Raw genomic sequence first — 18,755 nt, forward strand, 5'->3', positions numbered from 1 at the left:
TGGGCAGGCGTCCGGCTACTGCTCGATCTTGTCCTCGATCAGCTTCCCGACGTTCTCCCAGGCCTTCGCCGGATCCGTGCCGCGCTGCTCGATGTCGAGGATGCCGTTGTCGGTGAGGAAGGTCTTCACCTGGCCGTCCCAGCGGCTGATCGGCGCCGGAGTGATACCGGCCGCCGCCTCCGAGTAGATCCGGCCGACGGGGGTGTCCCCGAAGTAGGGCAGCTTCGCGTCCTGCACCGTCGCCGACGTGAGCGTGTCCTTCGTCGAGGGGATGTTGCCGTTCACCCCGAAGACCTTGGCGTGCTGCGCGGGCGCCGTGAGCCAGGCGGCGAGCTCCGCGGCCTCCTTGGCGTGCTTGCCCGCCTTGGGCACGGCGAGGAACGAGCCGCCCCAGTTGCCGGCCACCGGCGGCGCGGCGATGTCCCACTTGCCCTGGTTGGCCGCGCCCGCCTGGTCCTTGATGATGCCGGTCATCCAGCTCGGGCAGGCGACCGTGGCGAACGTGGAGTTCTTGAACGCCGCGTTCCAGGCGCCCTTCTCGTCGAACTGGCGCAGCTTCGCGGTGATCCCGCCCTGCGCCGCCGCGACGGCCGTGTCCCAGGCCTTCTTCACGCCCGGGCTGTTCTCGTAGTCCAGCTCGCCCTTGGTGTCGGCGTACTGCACCGGCTCGCTGGAGACGACGGCGTTGAACAGACCGCTCGCGGAGTCGTGGAAGGACGTTCCGGGGGGAGCCGCCTTCTGGTAGGCCTTGCCCGTCTCCAGGAACTTGGCCCAGTCGCCCTTCCACAGCGCGCCGACGGCGGCGCGGTCCGTGGGCAGCTTGGCCTTCGCGAAGAGCTCCTTGTTGTAGCAGATGGCCATCGGGCCGATGTCGGTGCCGAGTCCGATGACCTTGCCGTCGGAGGTCGTGGCCTGCTTGACCTTCCAGTCCAGGTACGCGCCGAGGTCCGCGCCGCCGGTCTTGCCGAGGTCGACCCACTTGTCCGCCATGGCGGGACCGGTGGCCTCCGCGACGTAGCCGACCTCGAGGGCCTGGATGTCGGCGAGCCCGCTGTTGCGGGAGAGCCGCAGCTTGAGGGTGTCCCAGTACTTCTGACCGTCGGCCACGTTCGACTCGACGATCTTGATGTTCGGGTGCGCCTTCTCGTACTCGGCGTAGAGCTTGGCGCCCGTCTTGTCGTCGTAGCCGAAGGAGCCGAAGGTCCCGATGCGCAGGGTGATCTTTCCGTCGCCGCCGGCCTCGTCGGAACCGCCGTCGCTGCCGCAGCCGGTGATCAGGGCGGCGCAGACGGCGACCCCGGCGACCGCGGCGCGCGCGGTACGGCCGTGTCCCTGTCTGCTGCGGCTCGTGCTGGAAATGCGCATTCGACTCTCCTCGTCCGGGGTGGTGCGATGCGTGGCTCGGTGCGGCCCGCGCGGCTCGCCGTGTGGGAGCGCTCCCACTGCGTCTCGCCGGAAGGTTGCTGCCTGGCGCGTACGGGTGTCAAGAGGCGGGCCGGAATCCGTTACGGTGGAGATGGGAGCGCTCCCACGCTTGATACAGTCACCGGGACGCAGGGGACACGAGGGGAGACGGCAGATGGTGGTGAGCGGGCGCCAGACCGGCAGGCCCACCCTGGAGGAGGTCGCGGCCAGGGCCGGCGTCGGCCGTGGCACGGTCTCGCGGGTGATCAACGGCTCCCCGCGGGTGAGCGAGCATGCCAAGGCCGCCGTCGACCGGGCCGTCGCCGAACTCGGCTACGTACCCAACCGCGCGGCCCGGGCGCTGGCCGGCAGCCGTACGGACGCCGTGGCGCTCGTGATCCCCGAGACCGAGGCCCGGCTCTTCGCGGAGCCGTACTTCCTCGACATCATCCGCGGGGTCAGCGCCGAACTCGCCGACGCCGACAAGCAGTTGCTGCTCACGCTGATCCGCAACGACAAGGAGCGCCAGCGCTTCGAGCAGTACCTCGCCGCCCAGCGGGTGGACGGCGTGCTGCTCGTCTCGGTCCACGGCGACGACCCGCTGCCCGACCAGGTCCGGGCGCTGGGGCTGCCGGCCGTGCTCAACGGCCGCCGCACCGAGGCGGAGCAGGTGGCCTTCGTGGACTCCGACAACGTCGGTGCCGGACGTTCGGCCGTCGCCCACCTCGCCGGGCGCGGCCGCCGCCGGATCGCGACCATCACCGGCCCGCTGGACATGTACGTGGCCCGCTGCCGCCTCGACGGCTACCGGCAGGGGCTCGCGGAGGCCGGGCTCGTGGCGGACGGACAACTCGTCGCCACCGGCGACTTCACCGAGGAGGGCGGGCGGCGGGCCATGCGGGAGCTGCTCGACCGCAGCCCCGGCCTCGACGCGGTCTTCGCCGCCTCCGACGTGATGGCGGCCGGTGCGCGCGGGGTGCTGAAGGAGTCGGGGCGGCGGGTCCCGGAGGACGTGGCGCTGGTCGGGGTCGACGACTCGGCGGTGGCCCGTCACATGGACCCCCCGCTCACGAGCGTGCGCCAGCCGATCGAGGAGATGGGGCGCACGATGGCGCGGCTGCTGCTCCAGGAGATCGCGGGGGCTTCGGAGGAGGAGATCGCGGGGGCGCCGGAGGAACAGCCGCACCGGGTCCTGCCCACCGAACTGGTCGTCCGCGACTCCTCCTGACCCCGCCGCGCGCGGGGCCTCCGAGATGCACCGGGCCCTCGATACCCCGAGAATTGGTGGAACAGGGTCCGATCCGCCACCGGGCGCCAACGAGGCAAGGGGGCGGTCGACGATGCCGCTGCGACAGGAGTACCGGGCGCTCATGGCCGGGACACTGCGGCAGTGGGTGATCGTCTATCTGATCGCCGTCGCGCTGCTGACGGCCGCCTATCTCACGATCCCCTCCCGGCACACCCTGCTCTGGGCGCTCATCGGCCTCAGCGGTGTCGCCGCCATACTGACCGGCGTCCACATCCACAAGCCGGCCAAACGCTGGCCCTGGCTCGTGCTCGCGGGCGCCAACTTCGCCTTCGTGGCGGGGGACACGGCGTACAACCTCCTGGAGAGCCTGTTCGGGCAGACCAACCCCTTCCCCTCCGTCGCGGACGCGCTGTACCTGGTCACGTACCCCCTCTTCGCCCTCGGGCTCTTCGGGTTCATCCGCTACCGCGCCGCCGGGCGTGACCTCGCCGTGGCGCTCGACGCCCTCATCCTCACCTCCGGGCTCGCCCTGCTCTCCTGGGTGAACCTGATCACCCCGCTCGCCAAGTCGCCCGACATGACGTGGATCGAGAAGGCGATCTCGATCGCCTATCCGCTCGGCGACGTCCTGATGCTCGCGATGCTCGCCCGTCTCCTGGTCCCCGGCGGGCTGAAGTCCCGGGCCGTGCAGCTCCTCACCGTGGGGACCTGCGGCATCCTCGCGTCCGACGTCATCTACGGCGCGCTCCAGCTCCAGGGGACCTGGCAGGTCGGTACCGGCTGGGACCTCGGCTGGGTCATCTTCTTCACCGCCTGGGGCCTCGCCGCGCTGCACCCCTCCATGACCGGGCTGACCGAGCGCGCGCCCCAACCGACGGCGGTCATCGCCGAACGGCGGCTGGCCCTGCTCGCCGCGGCCTCGCTCGTCGCCCCCGTCCTGCTGCTCTACCAGTCCCTGCGCGGCGACCGCGGACAGGACATCGCCGTCATCGCCGTCTTCTCCGCGATCATGTTCCTGCTCGTGCTCACCCGGCTGTGGGGCATGATGGCCGAGCACCGCCGCGCCGAGGCCCGGGAGCGCAGTCTGCGCGTGGCCGCCGCGTCCCTGGTGGCCGCGCTGAGCCCGCGGGAGGTCGCCAGCGCCGTCGAGGTGGCCGCCGCGACCCTCGTCGGACCGGGCATGCCGCACAAGACGATGCTCCTCGCCCGGGACCGCCGACGGTTCCTCTACGCCGTCCCGACCGGTCATCTGCCCTGGAACTTCCGCGGTACGGAACTCTCCGGCCCCCAGAGCCCCCCGTGGCCGGAACTGCTCGCCGAAGGCAGCCGGCTCGTCCGCACGGACGAACTCGATCCCACCGTCGCGCACGCCCTCGCGCCGATGGGGCACGCCCTGCTGTGCCCCCTGGCCCTGCAGGCGCCCGCGGCGGGCGAACCGCTCCTCGGCGTCCTGGTGCTCGCCGCCCCGGAGAAGAAGCTCCGCGAGACGTCGGGACCCGCCCAGTCGCTGGCCTCCCAGGCCGCCCTGGCCCTGGAACGCTTCGGGCTCAGCGAGGAGGTCAACCGCCGTACCAGCGAGGCGTACTTCCGCACCCTCGTGCACAACACCTCGGACGTCATCCTGATCGTCGACGACGACGACACCGTCCGCTACGCCAGCCCCTCCGCCGAGTCCATGTTCGGCCACTCCCTGCTGCCCGGGACGCCGCTGATCGACCTCCTGGCACCCGGCGACGCCGCCGGCGCGCTGCGGATCCTGGCGGGCGCCCGCTCCCGCGGCGACGTGGACGCCCGGGCCGACTGGAAGCTGCGCCGCGGCGAGTCCACCGACCTGCACGTCGAGGTGCGGTGCAGCAACCTCCGTAACGAGCAGACCGTGCACGGCCTCGTCCTCACCCTGCGCGATGTGACGGAGCAGCGGAAACTGGAACGGGAGCTCACCCACCGGGCCTTCCACGACTCGCTCACCGGACTCCCCAACCGGGTCCTGCTCCTCGAACGGATCGAGCGGGCCCTGCTGCGCGGCCGCCGCGAGTCCACCCTGACCTGCATGCTCTTCGTGGACCTGGACGACTTCAAGGTGGTGAACGACACCATGGGGCACTCGGTGGGCGACGAACTGCTCGTCGCCGTGGCCCGTCGGCTGGCCTCCGTCCTGCGGCTGAGCGACACCGCGGCCCGCCTGGGCGGGGACGAGTTCGCCGTACTGATCGAGGGCGCCAAGGAACCCGGCGACGCCGAGGCCCTGGCGGCCCAGATCGTGCACACCCTGAGCCAGCCCTTCCACCTCACCGACGGCGCCGTCTCCGTGTCGACGAGCGTGGGCGTCGCCACCGTCCTGGACAGCGCCCACGCCGAGGAACTCCTCGGCCACGCCGACCTCGCGCTGTACGCGGCCAAGGCCGCCGGCAAGAAGCGCTGGCGGAGGTTCCGGCCCGAACTGCACTCCCGGCTGGTCGACCGGCACGAGCTCCAGGAAGGCATGGACACCGCTATCGCCGACCGCGCCTTCGCCCTGCGCTACCAGCCGATCGTCGAGGTCGCCGGCGGGGCCGTCGCCGGCTTCGAGGCGCTGATCCGCTGGCCGCACGCGCGGCGCGGCATGGTCCCGCCCGAGCAGTTCATCGCGCTGGCCGAGGAGAGCGGGCACATCATGCCGCTCGGCGCCTGGGTGCTCGAACACGCGGCGCTCGACGTCGCCCGCTGGCAGCGGGCCCGCCCGGGGCGGGCGCAGCAGCTGTACGCCAACGTCAACGTCTCGCCCCGGCAGTTCCGCGACCCGGGCCTCCTCGACGACGTACGGCGCACCCTCAGCTCCTCCGGACTCGCCCCGGGCTCCCTGGTCCTGGAACTCACCGAGACCGTGCTGATGCGCAAGGACGAGCAGATCCGCACCACCATGCGCGCCCTCAGGGAGCTCGGTGTCTCCATCGCGATCGACGACTTCGGCACCGGGTTCTCCTCGCTCAGCTATCTGCGGGAGTTCCCGATCGACGTGCTCAAGGTCGACAAGTCGTTCATCGACGACATCACCACCGACCGCCAGCAGGTGGCCCTCGTCGAGGGCATCGTCCGCATCGCCGACGTCCTCGGGCTGAAGGTGGTCGCGGAGGGCATCGAGCACGAGGCCCAGCGCGAACTCCTCGCCGACATGGGCTGCCAGTACGGGCAGGGTTATCTGTTCGCCCGGCCCATGACCGCCCATCAGGCCGAGTCCTTCCTGCGCCGCTCCTCGGCGGGGACCGCCTCCGCGCCGGCCAGGACCGCGCTCGGGCCCGCCGGACCCCCCGCGAGCACCGCGCCCGGGCGCCCCCGTCCGGACCGCCCGGCCTCGTCACGTACCGCCGCGCCACCGGCCGCCGGGAGCACGCGTCGCGGTCCGGTCGAGCGCGACCGCCGGTGGCGCGACCTGGAGCGGCTGAAGCGGACCAGCCCGATGTGCGACGCCGTCATCGACGAGATCGACGGCCGCAAGCTGCGCGTCGAGGACCAGTGGCTCGTCGACTTCGCCTCCTGCAACTACCTGGGCTTCGACCTCGACCCGGAGATCATGGCGTCGATCGGCCCGCAGGTCAGCACCTGGGGCACCCACCCCAGCTGGTCCCGGCTGATCGGCAGCCCCCGGCTGTACCCCCGGATCGAGGAGCGGCTCACCGAACTGCTCGGCGCCCCGGACACCCTGCTGCTGCCGACGATCACCCTCATCCACCAGTCGGTGATCCCGCTGCTCGCCGGCGCCGGACACGTCTTCGTCGAGGCGACGGCCCACCGCACCGTCTACGACGGGTGTGTGGTCGCGCGCGGGCAGGGCGCGACGGTGCAGCGCTTCCACGCGGACAGCCCGTGGGAGCTGGACATGCAACTGGGGTCCCTCCCCGGTGACGAGAGCCGCCTGGTCTGCATGGACGGCGTGAACAGCATGACCGGCAACTTCCCGGACCTCCGGGAGATCGCCCGGATCTGCCGCGAGAACGGCGCGCTGCTGTACGTGGACGACGCGCACGGGTTCGGGGTGATCGGAGAACGGGACAGCGGCGAGGCCTCGTCGTGGGGCTGCCGGGGGAACAGCATCGTCCGCCATCTCGGCGAGTCCTACGACGGCCTGGTGCTGGTCGGCGGCTTCTCCAAGGCGTACTCCTCGCTGCTCGCCTTCCTCGCCCTGCCGAGGTGGCTCAAGGACCACCTCAAGGTCGCGGCGGCACCCTACCTCTACTCCGGGCCCTCCCCGACGGCCTCGCTCGCCACCGCCCTCGCCGGGCTCGACGTCAACGCCGAGCGCGGCGACGACATCCGGGCCGACCTCCACCGCAAGACCGCGCACATCCTCGACCACGTGCACGGTCTGGACATCGCCACCCCCAACACCGACGGACTGCCGATCATCGAGATCCCGCTCGCCGAGGCACAGGACCTCGAAGCCGTGGCGGCGTTCCTGTGGGGCCGGGGCATCTACGTCACGCTGGCCAGCTATCCGCTCGTCCCGCGCAACAAGGTGGGCTTCCGGATCCAGGTCACCGCCGCCAACACCGACGAGGAGATCGAGCAGCTCAACGCGGCGCTGACCGACCTCTCCGGGCGCTTCGCCCTCCAGCGCCGGCAGGACTCCCCGCACCCCGGCGGCGTCCCCGCCGGCCGGCCCGGGGACTCGCGATGAGCCGGGCGGCGCACGACAGGGAGCTCCGTCGCAACCGCGACGCGGACTGGGACGCCTGGCCGGTCGCGGCGTACCTGGCGGAGAACTACCGGCAGCTGCACCCGTACGACATCGGCGTCATCCACCACCACTCGGCCTTCTACCGGCAGTTCGCGCCGGGCAGCGTCGGGCGCTCCCTGGAGTTCGGAGCCGGCCCCAATCTGTATCCGCTGATGATCGCCGCCGCGGCGAGCCGGCGCATCGACGCGCTCGAACCCGGCACGGCCAGCGTCCGCTATCTCCACGGACAGCTGGCCCACGGGCCGGACGCCAGCTGGCAGCCGTTCTACGAACTCTGCCGCGCGCTCGACCCGGTCCTTCCCGACACACTCGCCCAGGCCCTGGCCCGGGTACGGGTCGTTTCCGGCGACGCCGACGACATCGCCACGGGAACCTACGACCTGGCCTCGATGAACTTCGTCGCCGAGAGCGTCACCGAGGACATCGCCGAGGTCGCCTCGCTGTGCGCCGCGTTCGTCCGCTCGGTGCGTCCGGGCGGGCACCTCGTGGCGGCCTTCATGGAACGCATGCCGAGTTACCGCATCGGCGACGGACCGGACTGGCCCGGCTGCCCGGTGGACGCGGGTGCGGTCCGCTCGGTGTTCGCACCGCTGACCGAGGAGCTGTGCATCAACCGGCTGGCCAAGGACCACACCCTGCCCGAGTACGGCGACACGGGCGTACTCCTCCTGACAGCCCGGCGAGCGGAGCGTCCGGCCCGGCCGTGACCGTACGGCGACGCGTCCGGCCCGGCCGTGACCGTAGGGCCGCCTCAGCCGTGACGCCGGATCATCGCCGCGTAGTCCGCCAGCGACGAGCCGGGCGTCCCGTCGTAGAGGTTCTGGTCGAAGGCCCACATCAGACCTTCGAGACCGCAGGACGCCATCTGACGGGCCGCCGTGTCCATCACCCCGGGGTGGTACGCCGCCACCTGCGGCCCCGCGCTCTCGCCGCTGAGCCGGTCGAAGCCCTCGGCGCGTGCCACGGCCGTCACCCAGCGGGTGGAGGACCAGTCCCGTACCGTCCGTTCGTCCGGCGCCCGGACGTCGACGGCCGCGTCACCCGGCCGGCACTCGTTGTCCCGTGGTTTTCCCGTACCGTCGACGAGGGCCGTCGACACCAGGACCACATTGCTCTGGTGCTGGATCATCCCGATCGTCTCGAAGAACGCGACGCCCCGTCCGACCAGCCGTGCCGAGTCCGTGGCGCCGAGCCGGGCGGCGACGGCCGCCTGCTGGTCGGCGGGGAGGTGACCGGTCCCGGGGATCAGCACCTTCAGCTGTCCGGTGTGGCCCAGGGCCGTGTAGACCCCGATCTGCCAGTTGACGGCGTCGGCGAGCGAGGCGAGGTACCAGTCGTACCAGGCCCGCGCCTGCTGCTCGGTGAACGCCTCGCCCCGGTACGTACGGTCGCCGGGCCGCCAGCCCGGGTACGGGTTCTGCGCCACCGAGACAGGGCGGTCCGTGTCCGGGCTCGTGGACTGGGCGTTGTCGTCGAACGCCCAGTACTCGCCCTGCTCCCGTTCCTGGGAGACGGGCGTCGGGTAGCTGAACTCGCCGGACTCGTTCACACCGATCCGCAGCGCCCAGAAGTCCTCCAGGCCGATCCGGTGCTTCACCTCGGTCAGATACTGCTCGGCCTCGAAGCGGACGCTGTGGCTGAAGACGATGTTCGGGGTCCACGCGGAGTGCTCGCCGAACTGGTTGACATACACCGCCCAGGGATAGGCCTTCGCGAGCCAGTCCGGCGGGTGGTGGAGGCCGAGGCCGGCCTCGATGCGCAGTCCCGCGTCGTGGAAGGACTCGATCCGGTCCTTGATCTCGTCCACGTACGCCTCGTCGAAGACGTCCTGCTCCGGTTCGAACCTGTCCCAGTCGATCTGGAGATGGGCGACCCTGAGCCCGTTCTTGTACTCGGCCCGGGCCTCCTCCGACTCGGTCTGCAGGGTGCCGAACCAGTACGCCTCCGACGCCGCTCCCACCGCCTCGTCGCGCCGCAGGAACCCGACCGTGGCCAGGACGAGCAGCACGGCGGTGATCAGCCCGAGCGCGGCGCGGCGGAGCTCCTTCAGCCTCATGTCAGCAACTCCCGGTACAGGGACCCGTACTGGGCCGCGAAACGCTCCGGTCCGAAGGACTCCTCCACGGTCGCCCGGCCCCGCTCCGCGAGCATGTCCCAGACCCGGGGCTGTTCGAGCAGCCAGGCCAGCTGCTGTCCGGTCCTGCGGGCGTCACCGGCGGGCGCCCGCAGGACCGCGTCGCCGAAGTCGGCGAACTGGGGGAGGTCGCTGAGGATGGCCGGGCGCCCGGTGGCCAGCGCCTGCAGGACCGTGAGCGGGATGTCCGCCGTGCCCCCGATCACCGGCGGCGGAAAGAGCAGTACGTGCGTGGAGGCCAGCAGGGCGTGCATGTCGTCGACATAGCCCCGCACCTCCACATCGGTCAGGCCGCCCGCCCCGGCGAGCTCCCGCAACTCCTCCGCCAGGGCGCCCGTGTTCTGCCCGGGCCGGCCCCGCACGGCCAGGACCAGTCGGAACCGCGCCCCGGACCGCACCGCCTCCGCCGCGGCCTGGACGGCGGTCACGGCGCCGCCCTGGGGGTCGTGATGGCCGGCGAAGAGAACCATCGGCAGACCCCCGGGGCGCGGCAGGTAGGGCCAGCTGCCCAGCGGGACCATGGGCGGGATCACCCGGACGTCGCCGAAGTCCGCGGCGCGCAGCCGCCGTGCCATCGACTCCGACAGGGCGACCGTCGTCCCCAGCGGCCGGGTCCTTGCGAGCAGGCGCGCGTCCATCACGCCGGGCAGCGTGTGGACGACCGGCCGTGCCCCCAGCATCAGGGGGCGCAGCCAGGAGAAGGCCGGGAAGGTGCGGCCGATCGTCACGAAGGCGTGGACCAGGTCGGCGCGGCGCGCCGCGGCGGCCCCGGCGAGCGCGGCCTGCAGACGGACCGGCGCGCGCGGGGAGCCGTCCCCGGACCAGAGGGGGATCGCCGTGCCGACGGACGGCGGCGGCCGGCCGCGCCCCGCGGGCCACTGGGAGAACCAGAGGAAGTCGAAGTCGGGCAGCGCTCCGAGGACGTCCCTGGCAAGCGCCACGTCCGATCCGTCCGCGCCGTCCAGCGGGCTGCTGGTCAGGAGCAGAACACGCGGCGGACGCGCGGCGACGGTCATGACCCACGTCCGGGGTCGGCCGACGGTTCCGTTCCGGGCGGCAGGGGGATGCGGTAGAGGGCGAGCGTCCCGTACATGTCCCCCTCGAAGGAGAACAGCAGCGTGCCGCTCTCGGTGAGCCGCTCGACCTCGGCCAGGCTGGAGTTCCCGTATCCCTGCTCGATCACCTTCCAGGGGACGATCAGGTACTCGACACGCTGGAAGGACCTGTCCCCCTCCGACACCCAGTGGTCCAGGCGGTACCGGTCCTTGAGCGCGTAGTAGGAGACGCCCTTGCTCGTGCCGCCGTCGACGGTGGCGATGGCGGTGCCTCGTGGGACGTTCTCGGTCACGTAGTTCCGGAGCTGTACGAACCCGTCGTCGGCCTGTCCCCGCTCCTTCGCGTACACGGCGGCCGGAGCGATGACGGCGCAGGCGAGGAACGCGGCACAGACACCGGCCACGACGGCGCGGCGGCGGCTCACGGCGCTCCGCGAAGGCAGGGGGAGCGTGACCGCGAGCGCCATCAGGTTGGGCACGAACAGCAGATACAGGGCCTGCTCCTCCAGCGTCCCCAGCGCGAACGCGTAGAGCAGCGTCACGATCGCCGAGGCGTGGAAGAGGGCGAGCAGCCGGTGGACGGGGTCGCGGCGGCGCAGCAGCAGGACGAGTGCCAGCGGGGTGAGGGCGAGCAGCACGTAGCTCACCGTGTAGTCGGGCAGTTGCGCGGTCAGCCGTCCCATCAGCGAGGGTGCTCCCGGCGCGTTGAACCCGGTCTCCTGCACGATGCCCAGCAGCCGTTGCAGGCCGATCGTCTTCGCGTACCAGAACTCGTCGAGGTGGCCGAAGGCGGTGACCAGGAGGAGGTACACGGTGTACGGCACCGCGGCCGTCGCCAGGGTGACGGCCACCAGCCTGCGGGGCGGCCCCCAGTTCAGCGCCAGCGCGACCAGCAGGGGAAGCAGGGTGATCAGCGCCGCGTGATCCTTCGTCATGATCGCGAGGCCGAAGAAGAGTCCGGCGAGCAGGGCCGCCCCGTCCGCTCTGCGTGGCAGTTCGCTCCGGGCCAGGGAGACCAGCACCAGATATCCGGCCAGGACCCACACCATCGTCTCGGTCTCCAGGAGCGCCCGGTCGTTCTGCCGGATGCAGTACTGGTCGACGGCGAAGACGAGACCGGCGATCAGGCCCGCGGCGCGCGACCTCACCCGAGCGACCAGCAGGACCAGCAGCGCCGCCGTGGCACCGGCGAGGAGCGCGTTGAGCACCCGGACGCCGTGCACCTCCGAGAGGACGTCGACGTCGAGCCCGATCAGCCGCACCCAGCCGGCCTGGAGGTAGAAGAACCCGGGCGGATGCAGGAAGAACAACCCCTCCTCGGTACGGGGGAATCCGCCGTCTCCCGCGCTCCTGCCCAGCTCCGTGTAGATGAGCTCGTCCACGAACACGTCCCCGGAGCGGTCGACGGCGATCAGCCGCAGGGCGATCGTGACGGCCGCGGCCAGGGCGGCCAGGACAGCCGTCGGGACCGGGCGCCGCGAGCGGCGTCCGTCCCGCTCCGGCGGCTCAGGGCGGGGGCCCCACGAGGGGACCGGGGGCGCGGTCGTACGGAGGAACGTCACGGCCCGCCTCCCCTCGGCGGTGTCGGCGCGGCGGGAACGCTCGCCGGCAGCAGGAAGACCTCGGGCACGAGCGGGATGCTCCCCTGCGGGAACAGCGCGTCCGCCTGGGTGCGGTACCCCCGGATCAGCTCCCGCTTCTCGGCGAGACCGTCCTCCCAGGCGCACGCGGTGAACGCGTGGCGTCCGGTGAAGGAGGCGTCGGGCCCGGACCGCAGGTTGTACGGGAAGTCGCTGTAGTAGGCGACCCGGCGACCGCTCAGCTCCGCGGCCGTACGGACCAGGACGTGGTCGGCGTGCCCGCCGACGCCCAGCGGTGCGAGGACCAGGCCCCGGCCCGAGGGCAGCAGCGCGGCGATCGCGTCGGCGACCGCGCGCACCGTTCCCGCGTCGTGGCGGGAGACCCGCCCGCGCGACAGATGGAGCCGGTACGTGGGGTACACGTGGTCGATCTCCGGCAGCCGCCCCGCCAGCCCGCCCGAGCGCGGCGCCCTGCCGTCCTTGCGGCGGAACAGTCCGTCCACCAGGCCGAAGTGACGCCAGGCCGCGCCCAGCTCCGTCATGACGGCCCGGTCCTCGTCGCGCCTTGAGGCGTACAGCGCCTCCGCGTCCGAGGCCCGGGTCTGCCGCAGGTACTGCCGCCCGGACAGGGTGTACGGAGGCGGCGCCGCCTCCGTGAAGAAGGAGACGACGGTGACCGGGGCCCGAAGGCGGGCGCGCAGCAGCAGCGCGCCGCACGACAGCACTCCGTCGTCCAGGTGCGGCGACAGCGCGACCAGCGGATGGCCCGACGCGATCTCGGCGGTCAGGGAGTCGTGGGCCATGGCTCACCCCTCCTCTCCTTCCTCGGCCGCCGCCCGCGGGCGGGACCGTCGACCAGACGGCGGGTCAGGGCCAGGTACCTGCCCGTCATCTCGTCCCACGTGTAGTGCTGTGCCGCGTGCCCCGCCTGCCGGCCGAGGGCGCGGCGCGCCTCCTCGTCGGAGGCCAGCATCCGCATCCGGTCGCCCAGTTCGGCGACGTCGAAGGGCGGCACCGCGACATCGCCTCCGCCGCGCATCCAGCGCAGCGCCGGCAGATCGAAGTGGACGATCGGCTTCCCGTACGACATGCCTTCGAGCGCCACCAGGCCGAAGGTCTCGTGCCGCGACGGCATGACCAGGAAGGCGCTGTTGCGCAGCAGGTCCCGCTTGAGCCCCTCCCCGGCGAACCCCACCCAGCGGACGCTGCCCGGGTGCGCGGCGAGCAGCGCCGCCAGCTTGCGCTCCTCCGCCTGTGTGCCGCTGCCGGCCAGCAGCAGGGGCAGCGGAGGACGGCTTTGCCGGTAGGCGTCCAGCAACAGGTCGAGTCCCTTGCCCCAGGTGTCGATCCGCCCCAGGAAGAGGATGTACTCGCCCGCGCCGATCCGGGCGTCGTCGATCTGCCGTTGTTCGACTCCGTTGGCGATGACCTGGACGTCCGCCCGGGAGCTGAGCCGTCGGACGGCGGAGGCGTCGGCCTCGTTCATCACCACGATGTGCCGGTAGCAGCGCAGTCCGAGCCGCTCCACCAGGAAGAACGGGATGTGGTAGCGGCGCCACAGCGCCTCGGCGCTGCGGCCCTGATCGATCCCGACGACCGGGGCCCGGGAGAACAGCGGCAGGAAGCTCGTCGAGAACGGCGGTGTGAAGTTCTCCAGCCACGCGTCGTGGGGAAGCCGGCGGGCGACGAAGGGGAGCAGGGTCATGAAGAGCAGCTGCCCGGCGCGCGGGCCCGCCCAGCGGACCGGGAGGCGGACGTAGCGGATGCCGTCCCGCCGGACCGAGCCGCCGCGCCGGCCGGCCGTCACCACGGTCACGTCGAAGTCGTCGAGGAGCCGGCGGGCGACCTTGTCGACCACCAGGGCTCCACCGCCCCGGTAGTCGGGGTTGCCGGCGTCGTCGAAGATCGAGACGACGATCCGCTTCCGCCGGCCCGGCTGCGTCATGTTCCCGACGTCCGGGAGGTGCCGCGTGCGTACGGTGTCGAGCACCCGGTCGAGCGCCGCGACCGAGACCCGGGACGGGGCACGATCGCCGTCGAGGCGCACCACCCCGGGCAGCCGCGAGGCCCAGGTGCGGTAGCGCGCCCACAGGCGGTCCGGCGTACCGGCCGTCCGCTCACGGCCGGGCCCCCGCAGGGGTACCGGAGCGCTCTCCACCAGCAGGGTCAGGTCGTAGCGACCGGCGAGCCGGACGAAGCGGTCCGACGACCGGAGACCGGGCGGGAGCCCGAACGCGACCAGCCCGTCCAGCGGCCCTCGGTCCGTCAGGACGACCGCCCGACGGCCCGGGGACCGTACCGACAGCGCACGCCGCGCGAGACTCGTCCGTACGGACAGCTCACCGGCGTCCAGCAGCGCGTGGGCCCGGCGCGCCCACGATCCCCGGCGCGCGGGACCGGCGGCGCGCCGTACCGTCTCCTCCTCGCCCCGCGCCTGCGGCGATGAGCCGAACCGGCGGCACAGGAAACAGCCGTGGCCCTGGAGGACGGTGACCGCGAAGCCGCGCTCCCGCAACAGTCCGGCCAGGCGTCGGACCAGCGAGGCACCGCCCGCGCCGTCGGGGCCGGAGACCGCGATCAGAAGAGCCCGGGCCGTGTTCATGAGGTGCGCCCCCGCAGTCGCTTGGTGACGACGAGCGGCACCCGCAGGGCCACCTCGCGGGCGGCAGGGCCGGCCCGTCCGCGGGTCAGCAGGTGCCCGGCGTGCTCCGCGCCGGTGCGCAGCGAGGTCGTGACGGGCAGCGGCAGGGGGAGCTGTACGAGCGCGCCGCGGTCGAGGCTCTCCATCGCCTCGACCGCGAAGTCCAGGGTCTGGTCGCCGCCGGAGAACCAGCCCTCACGGGCGGTCTGGGTGCGTGCCTCGGCCACGACCTCGGGCGCCAGCAGCTCGCGCAGCGCGAGGAGTTCCGACAGGTCGAGCGAGAGATTCTGGAACAGTCCGTGGGCCAGCCAGATCCGCAGCCGATCGGCCGGACAGGGGACGAACCAGGCGCGGCCGTCGTGGTCGGGGACGGCGTGGGCGAAGAGACGGTCGGTCGTCATGACCGGGACGCCGAACCAGGACACCGAGGTGTTCAGCTGGGCGGAGGGGCCGTCGGGCGGCTCCAGGAGCACCTTGGTGGACCGCTCCAGCCAGTACGTCGACCGCTCCACGTACCAGCCGCTGAGCGCTTCCTGGGCGGCCTTCCAGCGGTCCGTCGGAACGACGAGGTCGAAGCTTCCGTACGCGTCGTCGCCGGACAGGCCCGCCCTGATGAGCACGGTGGGGATGCCCGCCGCGCCCAGCCGGTCCGTCGACTCGACGAGGTTGCGCCGGAAGAGCCGGGTGGCGTCGCTCACCGCGTCGAGGGCCGAAGCCAGTTGGAGGGGATAGGCCCGGGCGAGCCGGCCCTCGACCTGGTTGCGGCGGGCGACGGCCAGCGCGGCCCGCAGCTCCTCGTCCGACGCCGGCCGCGCCTCGCCCAGCCAGACGGCGTCGACGAGCAGGCGGACGGAGTGTTCGGCCTCGGGGCCGGGGTCCCGGCCGGTGCCCGGGCCGTCGTCCCGGTGCGGGCCCCGGCGGGCGGTCCGGTGGTACGGAACCCGGTCCGGCACACCGGGCTCCGCCCCTTCCGGCCCGGACCCGTCGGGCCCGCCCTCCTCCGGCCCGGACCCGTCGGGCCCGCTCCCGGCAGGTCCGTCCGGGACGGACGCGCCGCGGCGGTGGAAGAACCGCCACAGCGCCACGGTGGTCGTCAGGACCGCGGCGACCAGCCACAGGACGGCGTGGGGCCGCAGTACCAGCAGGACGCCGGCGAGGACCAGGGCGGGCGCCAGGGCGCGGAGCACGGCGGCGCGCGGCGCACCGGCCTGCGCGGAGGGCCCGTGTCGGCCCGCCTCGCGGACGAGCAGGGCGCCCAGAGCGGCCACCGTCCCGCACATCCCGCCGATCGCCATCCCCAGCACGCCGCCGGCCGCCCAGCCGGCCGTCAGCCCGGTCACGTAGCAGAACAGGCCGACGAGCAGCGGACGCAGTACCGCGTAGTCGTTCACCGCCTGGGAGAAGGTCACCAGGAGGCTGAGCGCTCCCAGTGCGAGCCCGGCCACCGCGGTGCACGCCATGAGCGTGCTCATCTTGGTGTACTCGTCCGGAAAGACCGTGGTGAGCACGGCGGCCGGGGCCGTGGCGGCGACGACGGTCAGCGGCAGCGCCACCGTGAGGTACATGCCCATGGCGCGCGTGGCGAGCGGTGTTCCGGCGCGCCGCCGCGAGAGCGCGGGAAGGAAGGCGATGGAGACGGCTCCGGCGAGGAACAGCGGGACCCGGCCCAGCATCACCGCGGCCTGGTAACTGGCCGCGTCCGACCGGTCGGTGGGCAGCATCGCCACCAGCACCACGTCCAGGGCCGCCATCAGGGCGATGACGCCCTGGAGGGAGGCGACACCGATGGCCCTGCGCCGCAGTTCGGGGTTGGCGGTGGCCGTCAGCCACGGTCGACGTCGGGTGCTGCGGAACCGGCGCGGACGGAAGATCACGAAGGGCGCCACGGCGATGCCGAAGGCGGCCAGGGCGCCGGTCGCGCCCAGGTCCAGCTCCGCCACCAGGAACAGCCCGATGCCGAGCTTCAGGACGGCTTCCACGACGGTGAGGGAGGCCAGGGTCCGCATCCGCTCGCTGCCCTGCAACCAGCCCACGCAGACGCGGGTCACGTAGATGAGCAGCGTGCTGACGCCGATCGCCACGGTGGTCCAGAGCCCGGCGAACTGCGTGGCCACGGTGGACACGACGGCCGCGGCGAGCAGACCGCCGGCGACCCCTGTCACCACGGCGAACCGGACCGCCTCCCCCCGTTCGGCGTCCGAACGGGCCCGCGCCAGCGCCTGCGCCAGCATCCACGGCACGGTCACCACCGCGACGGCCGCGGTGCACACGATCAGACCCTGGCCCGCCGCGAACGTCGCGTACGAGCCGACGTCGAGCAGCCGCGTCAGCGCCAGCGCGTAGATGTAGTTGACGAGCCCGACGGTGACCGCCGCGGTGGCGATCCAGCGCGCACCGTGCACCGCCGTCACCTCGTCGTGGGGGACGGGCGTGCGCGTGGCGACGGGACGGGCGGTCGTCATGGCCGGTTCCCCTTCGGAACGTCCGCCACGACGGTCTTCGGACGGTCGGTCACCGTCTCGTTCTCCACCTCGATGCCGTCGCCACGGTCCGCCATCCCCTGCGGAGGGCTCGGCGTGCCGACGAGCACGTCCCGGCCGCCGGCGAGCGTGACGGTCGCCTCGCGCACGTCGAGCCTCCTCAGGGCCTCCAGCGCCTGCACCTCGTCACAGCCGTGCAGCAGCAGCCGGAAGCTGTCTCCGTCGCGGTTCCACACATCGGTCTGACGCAGCGCGCCCCGCAGCGCCCGCTCCGTCGCCTCGGCGTCCGGCGCCGTGAAGCGCGTGACGACGGCGAGATCGCTCGCCCCGCGCCGCGAGCGCCGGTGGCGATGGATCCGCCGGAGGTCTTCGAGCACCACCTGCGCGAGCCGCTCGGCGCTGTCGTCCCAGGAGAACGCGGCGGCCCAGGCGCGGCAGCGTTCGGCCGCGCGCGTGCGCGCCTCCTCCGTGGACAGCTCGTCGAGCGCCGTCGCGACACCGTCGGCGAGATCGGCCGAGGTCGGCAGCAGCCAGCCGTTGACCCCGGGCTGCACGGCGTCGCGCAGCCCGGGCACGTCATAGGCGAGGGCGGGCGTCCCGGCGGTGTTGGCCTCGATCACGGTGAGGCCCCAGCCCTCGGCGACGGACGGCACGACCGTGAGCCACGCGGTGCGGAACAGCTCCTGCTTGCGCTCCTCGGTCACATGCCCGTGGAGGACGACGGCGGAGGCGACGCCGAGTTCGGCGGCGAGCGTGCCGAGGCGTTCCCGTTCGGGTCCGTCGCCGCAGACGTCGACCCGGAGGTCCGGCGCCTTCCGGAGCAGCGCCGGCAGGGCCCGTACGAGCAGGTCCACGCGCTTCTGCGGCATGAGCCGGCTCACCACGGTGATGGTGGGCGTGTCGCTGCGCGGCCCGACGGGGGAGGCGTCCGGGGCGCGGGGGCTGCCGTTGGGCACGATGTGGATCGGATTGCCGAAGCCGAGTTCGCGCCTGGCCCCTTCGCGGGTGGACGGCGAGACGACGACCACGGGCCGCCCCCGGTACACCAGCCGGCTGACCTGCTTCTCGAGCATCCGGCCGACCGCGTTGAGGGGCCAGTGGAAGCGCAGGTCGAACTGGCGCTGGTGGATGTGGTGGATGACGCAGATGTCCGCGGTCCAGCGCGGGGTGAAGAGCGGCGAGAAGAACGGGATCCCGTTCTGGAAGTCGACCACGGCGTCGTAGGCGTGACGGTGTCGCAGCAGATGCGCCGCGGCCGCCGCGTAGACGCCGAAGGTCCCGCCGCGCCGCACGATCCGGACGCCGTCGCGGTCCTCCTTCGCCCGGGCGCCGGGACAGCGGGCCGAGACGAGCGTGACGTGCGCCCCGGCCGCCGAGAACCGCCGCGCGATCTCCCAGCAGTACGCCTCGGCGCCACCGGCGTCGGGGTGCGAGGGGTCGCGCCAGTTCAGGAAGGCGATGTCGGTACGGGCGAGCCGGTCGAGGGCGGTCATGGTCA

Annotated in this window: 11 protein-coding genes; 3 read left to right on the forward strand and 8 right to left on the reverse strand. The window is 72.8% G+C overall.

Going from position 1 to position 18,755, the window contains the following annotated elements; translation table 11 throughout:
• Positions 1 to 15 precede the first annotated feature (15 nt).
• The gene (locus tag M5362_RS12835) at positions 16 to 1,365 is read right to left on the reverse strand and encodes an ABC transporter substrate-binding protein (RefSeq protein ID WP_260227592.1); all 1,350 of its coding nucleotides are present in this window, start codon (positions 1,363 to 1,365) and stop codon (positions 16 to 18) included.
• 214 nt (positions 1,366 to 1,579) lie between these two features.
• On the opposite strand from M5362_RS12835, the gene M5362_RS12840 reads away from it, so the two are divergent.
• The 3 genes from M5362_RS12840 (at position 1,580) to M5362_RS12850 (ending at position 8,074) form a co-directional block, all read left to right on the forward strand.
• Positions 1,580 to 2,632, forward strand: coding sequence for a LacI family DNA-binding transcriptional regulator (locus tag M5362_RS12840; protein WP_260227593.1), 1,053 nt, complete (start codon positions 1,580 to 1,582; stop codon positions 2,630 to 2,632).
• A 112-nt stretch (positions 2,633 to 2,744) separates the two neighbouring features.
• On the forward strand, positions 2,745 to 7,307 hold the full coding sequence (locus M5362_RS12845) for an aminotransferase class I/II-fold pyridoxal phosphate-dependent enzyme (RefSeq protein ID WP_260227594.1): 4,563 nt from the start codon (positions 2,745 to 2,747) through the stop codon (positions 7,305 to 7,307).
• Positions 7,304 to 8,074 (forward strand): class I SAM-dependent methyltransferase, encoded by a 771-nt coding sequence (locus tag M5362_RS12850; RefSeq protein ID WP_260227595.1) that lies wholly within the window; start codon positions 7,304 to 7,306, stop codon positions 8,072 to 8,074. The genes M5362_RS12845 and M5362_RS12850 overlap by 4 nt, the downstream gene beginning before the upstream one ends.
• A 44-nt stretch (positions 8,075 to 8,118) precedes the next feature.
• On the opposite strand, the gene M5362_RS12855 is transcribed toward M5362_RS12850, so the two are convergent.
• Genes M5362_RS12855 through M5362_RS12885 form a run of 7 tightly spaced genes read right to left on the reverse strand, consistent with a single transcriptional unit; the run spans position 8,119 to position 18,750 of the window.
• Entirely contained in the window at positions 8,119 to 9,423 is a 1,305-nt protein-coding gene (locus M5362_RS12855) for a beta-galactosidase (RefSeq protein WP_260227596.1), read from the reverse strand.
• Complete coding sequence (locus M5362_RS12860) at positions 9,420 to 10,517, reverse strand: glycosyltransferase family 4 protein (protein ID WP_260227597.1); 1,098 nt, start codon at positions 10,515 to 10,517, stop codon at positions 9,420 to 9,422. Before M5362_RS12860 ends, M5362_RS12855 begins: the two co-directional genes overlap by 4 nt.
• Complete coding sequence (locus tag M5362_RS12865; RefSeq protein ID WP_260227598.1) at positions 10,514 to 12,118, reverse strand: glycosyltransferase family 39 protein; 1,605 nt, start codon at positions 12,116 to 12,118, stop codon at positions 10,514 to 10,516. Before M5362_RS12865 ends, M5362_RS12860 begins: the two co-directional genes overlap by 4 nt.
• Entirely contained in the window at positions 12,115 to 12,939 is an 825-nt protein-coding gene (locus M5362_RS12870; protein WP_260227599.1) for a PIG-L deacetylase family protein, read from the reverse strand. Before M5362_RS12870 ends, M5362_RS12865 begins: the two co-directional genes overlap by 4 nt.
• Positions 12,921 to 14,738, reverse strand: coding sequence for a glycosyltransferase (locus tag M5362_RS12875; RefSeq protein ID WP_260227600.1), 1,818 nt, complete (start codon positions 14,736 to 14,738; stop codon positions 12,921 to 12,923). Before M5362_RS12875 ends, M5362_RS12870 begins: the two co-directional genes overlap by 19 nt.
• Positions 14,735 to 17,239 carry a lipopolysaccharide biosynthesis protein gene (locus tag M5362_RS32990; protein WP_261365860.1) on the reverse strand — a complete coding sequence of 835 codons (2,505 nt, stop codon included), beginning with the start codon at positions 17,237 to 17,239 and terminating at the stop codon, positions 14,735 to 14,737. The genes M5362_RS12875 and M5362_RS32990 overlap by 4 nt, the downstream gene beginning before the upstream one ends.
• Positions 17,236 to 18,750, reverse strand: coding sequence for a glycosyltransferase family 4 protein (locus tag M5362_RS12885; protein ID WP_260227601.1), 1,515 nt, complete (start codon positions 18,748 to 18,750; stop codon positions 17,236 to 17,238). Before M5362_RS12885 ends, M5362_RS32990 begins: the two co-directional genes overlap by 4 nt.
• Between the last annotated feature and the right edge of the window lie 5 nt (positions 18,751 to 18,755).

It is taken from the genome of Streptomyces sp. Je 1-79 (assembly GCF_025195125.1).
Classification (GTDB): Bacteria; Actinomycetota; Actinomycetes; order Streptomycetales; family Streptomycetaceae; genus Streptomyces.

Bases quoted from the DNA above. Each gene is read 5' to 3' on its own strand.
- M5362_RS12875 (WP_260227600.1), bottom strand. From the start codon at position 14,738: ATGAACACGGCCCGGGCTCTTCTGATCGCGGTCTCCGGCCCCGACGGC.
- M5362_RS12850 (WP_260227595.1), top strand. From the start codon at position 7,304: ATGAGCCGGGCGGCGCACGACAGGGAGCTCCGTCGCAACCGCGACGCG.
- M5362_RS12885 (WP_260227601.1), bottom strand. From the start codon at position 18,750: ATGACCGCCCTCGACCGGCTCGCCCGTACCGACATCGCCTTCCTGAAC.
- M5362_RS12840 (WP_260227593.1), top strand. From the start codon at position 1,580: ATGGTGGTGAGCGGGCGCCAGACCGGCAGGCCCACCCTGGAGGAGGTC.
- M5362_RS12870 (WP_260227599.1), bottom strand. From the start codon at position 12,939: ATGGCCCACGACTCCCTGACCGCCGAGATCGCGTCGGGCCATCCGCTG.
- M5362_RS12860 (WP_260227597.1), bottom strand. From the start codon at position 10,517: ATGACCGTCGCCGCGCGTCCGCCGCGTGTTCTGCTCCTGACCAGCAGC.
- M5362_RS12845 (WP_260227594.1), top strand. From the start codon at position 2,745: ATGCCGCTGCGACAGGAGTACCGGGCGCTCATGGCCGGGACACTGCGG.
- M5362_RS12855 (WP_260227596.1), bottom strand. From the start codon at position 9,423: ATGAGGCTGAAGGAGCTCCGCCGCGCCGCGCTCGGGCTGATCACCGCC.
- M5362_RS32990 (WP_261365860.1), bottom strand. From the start codon at position 17,239: ATGACGACCGCCCGTCCCGTCGCCACGCGCACGCCCGTCCCCCACGAC.
- M5362_RS12835 (WP_260227592.1), bottom strand. From the start codon at position 1,365: ATGCGCATTTCCAGCACGAGCCGCAGCAGACAGGGACACGGCCGTACC.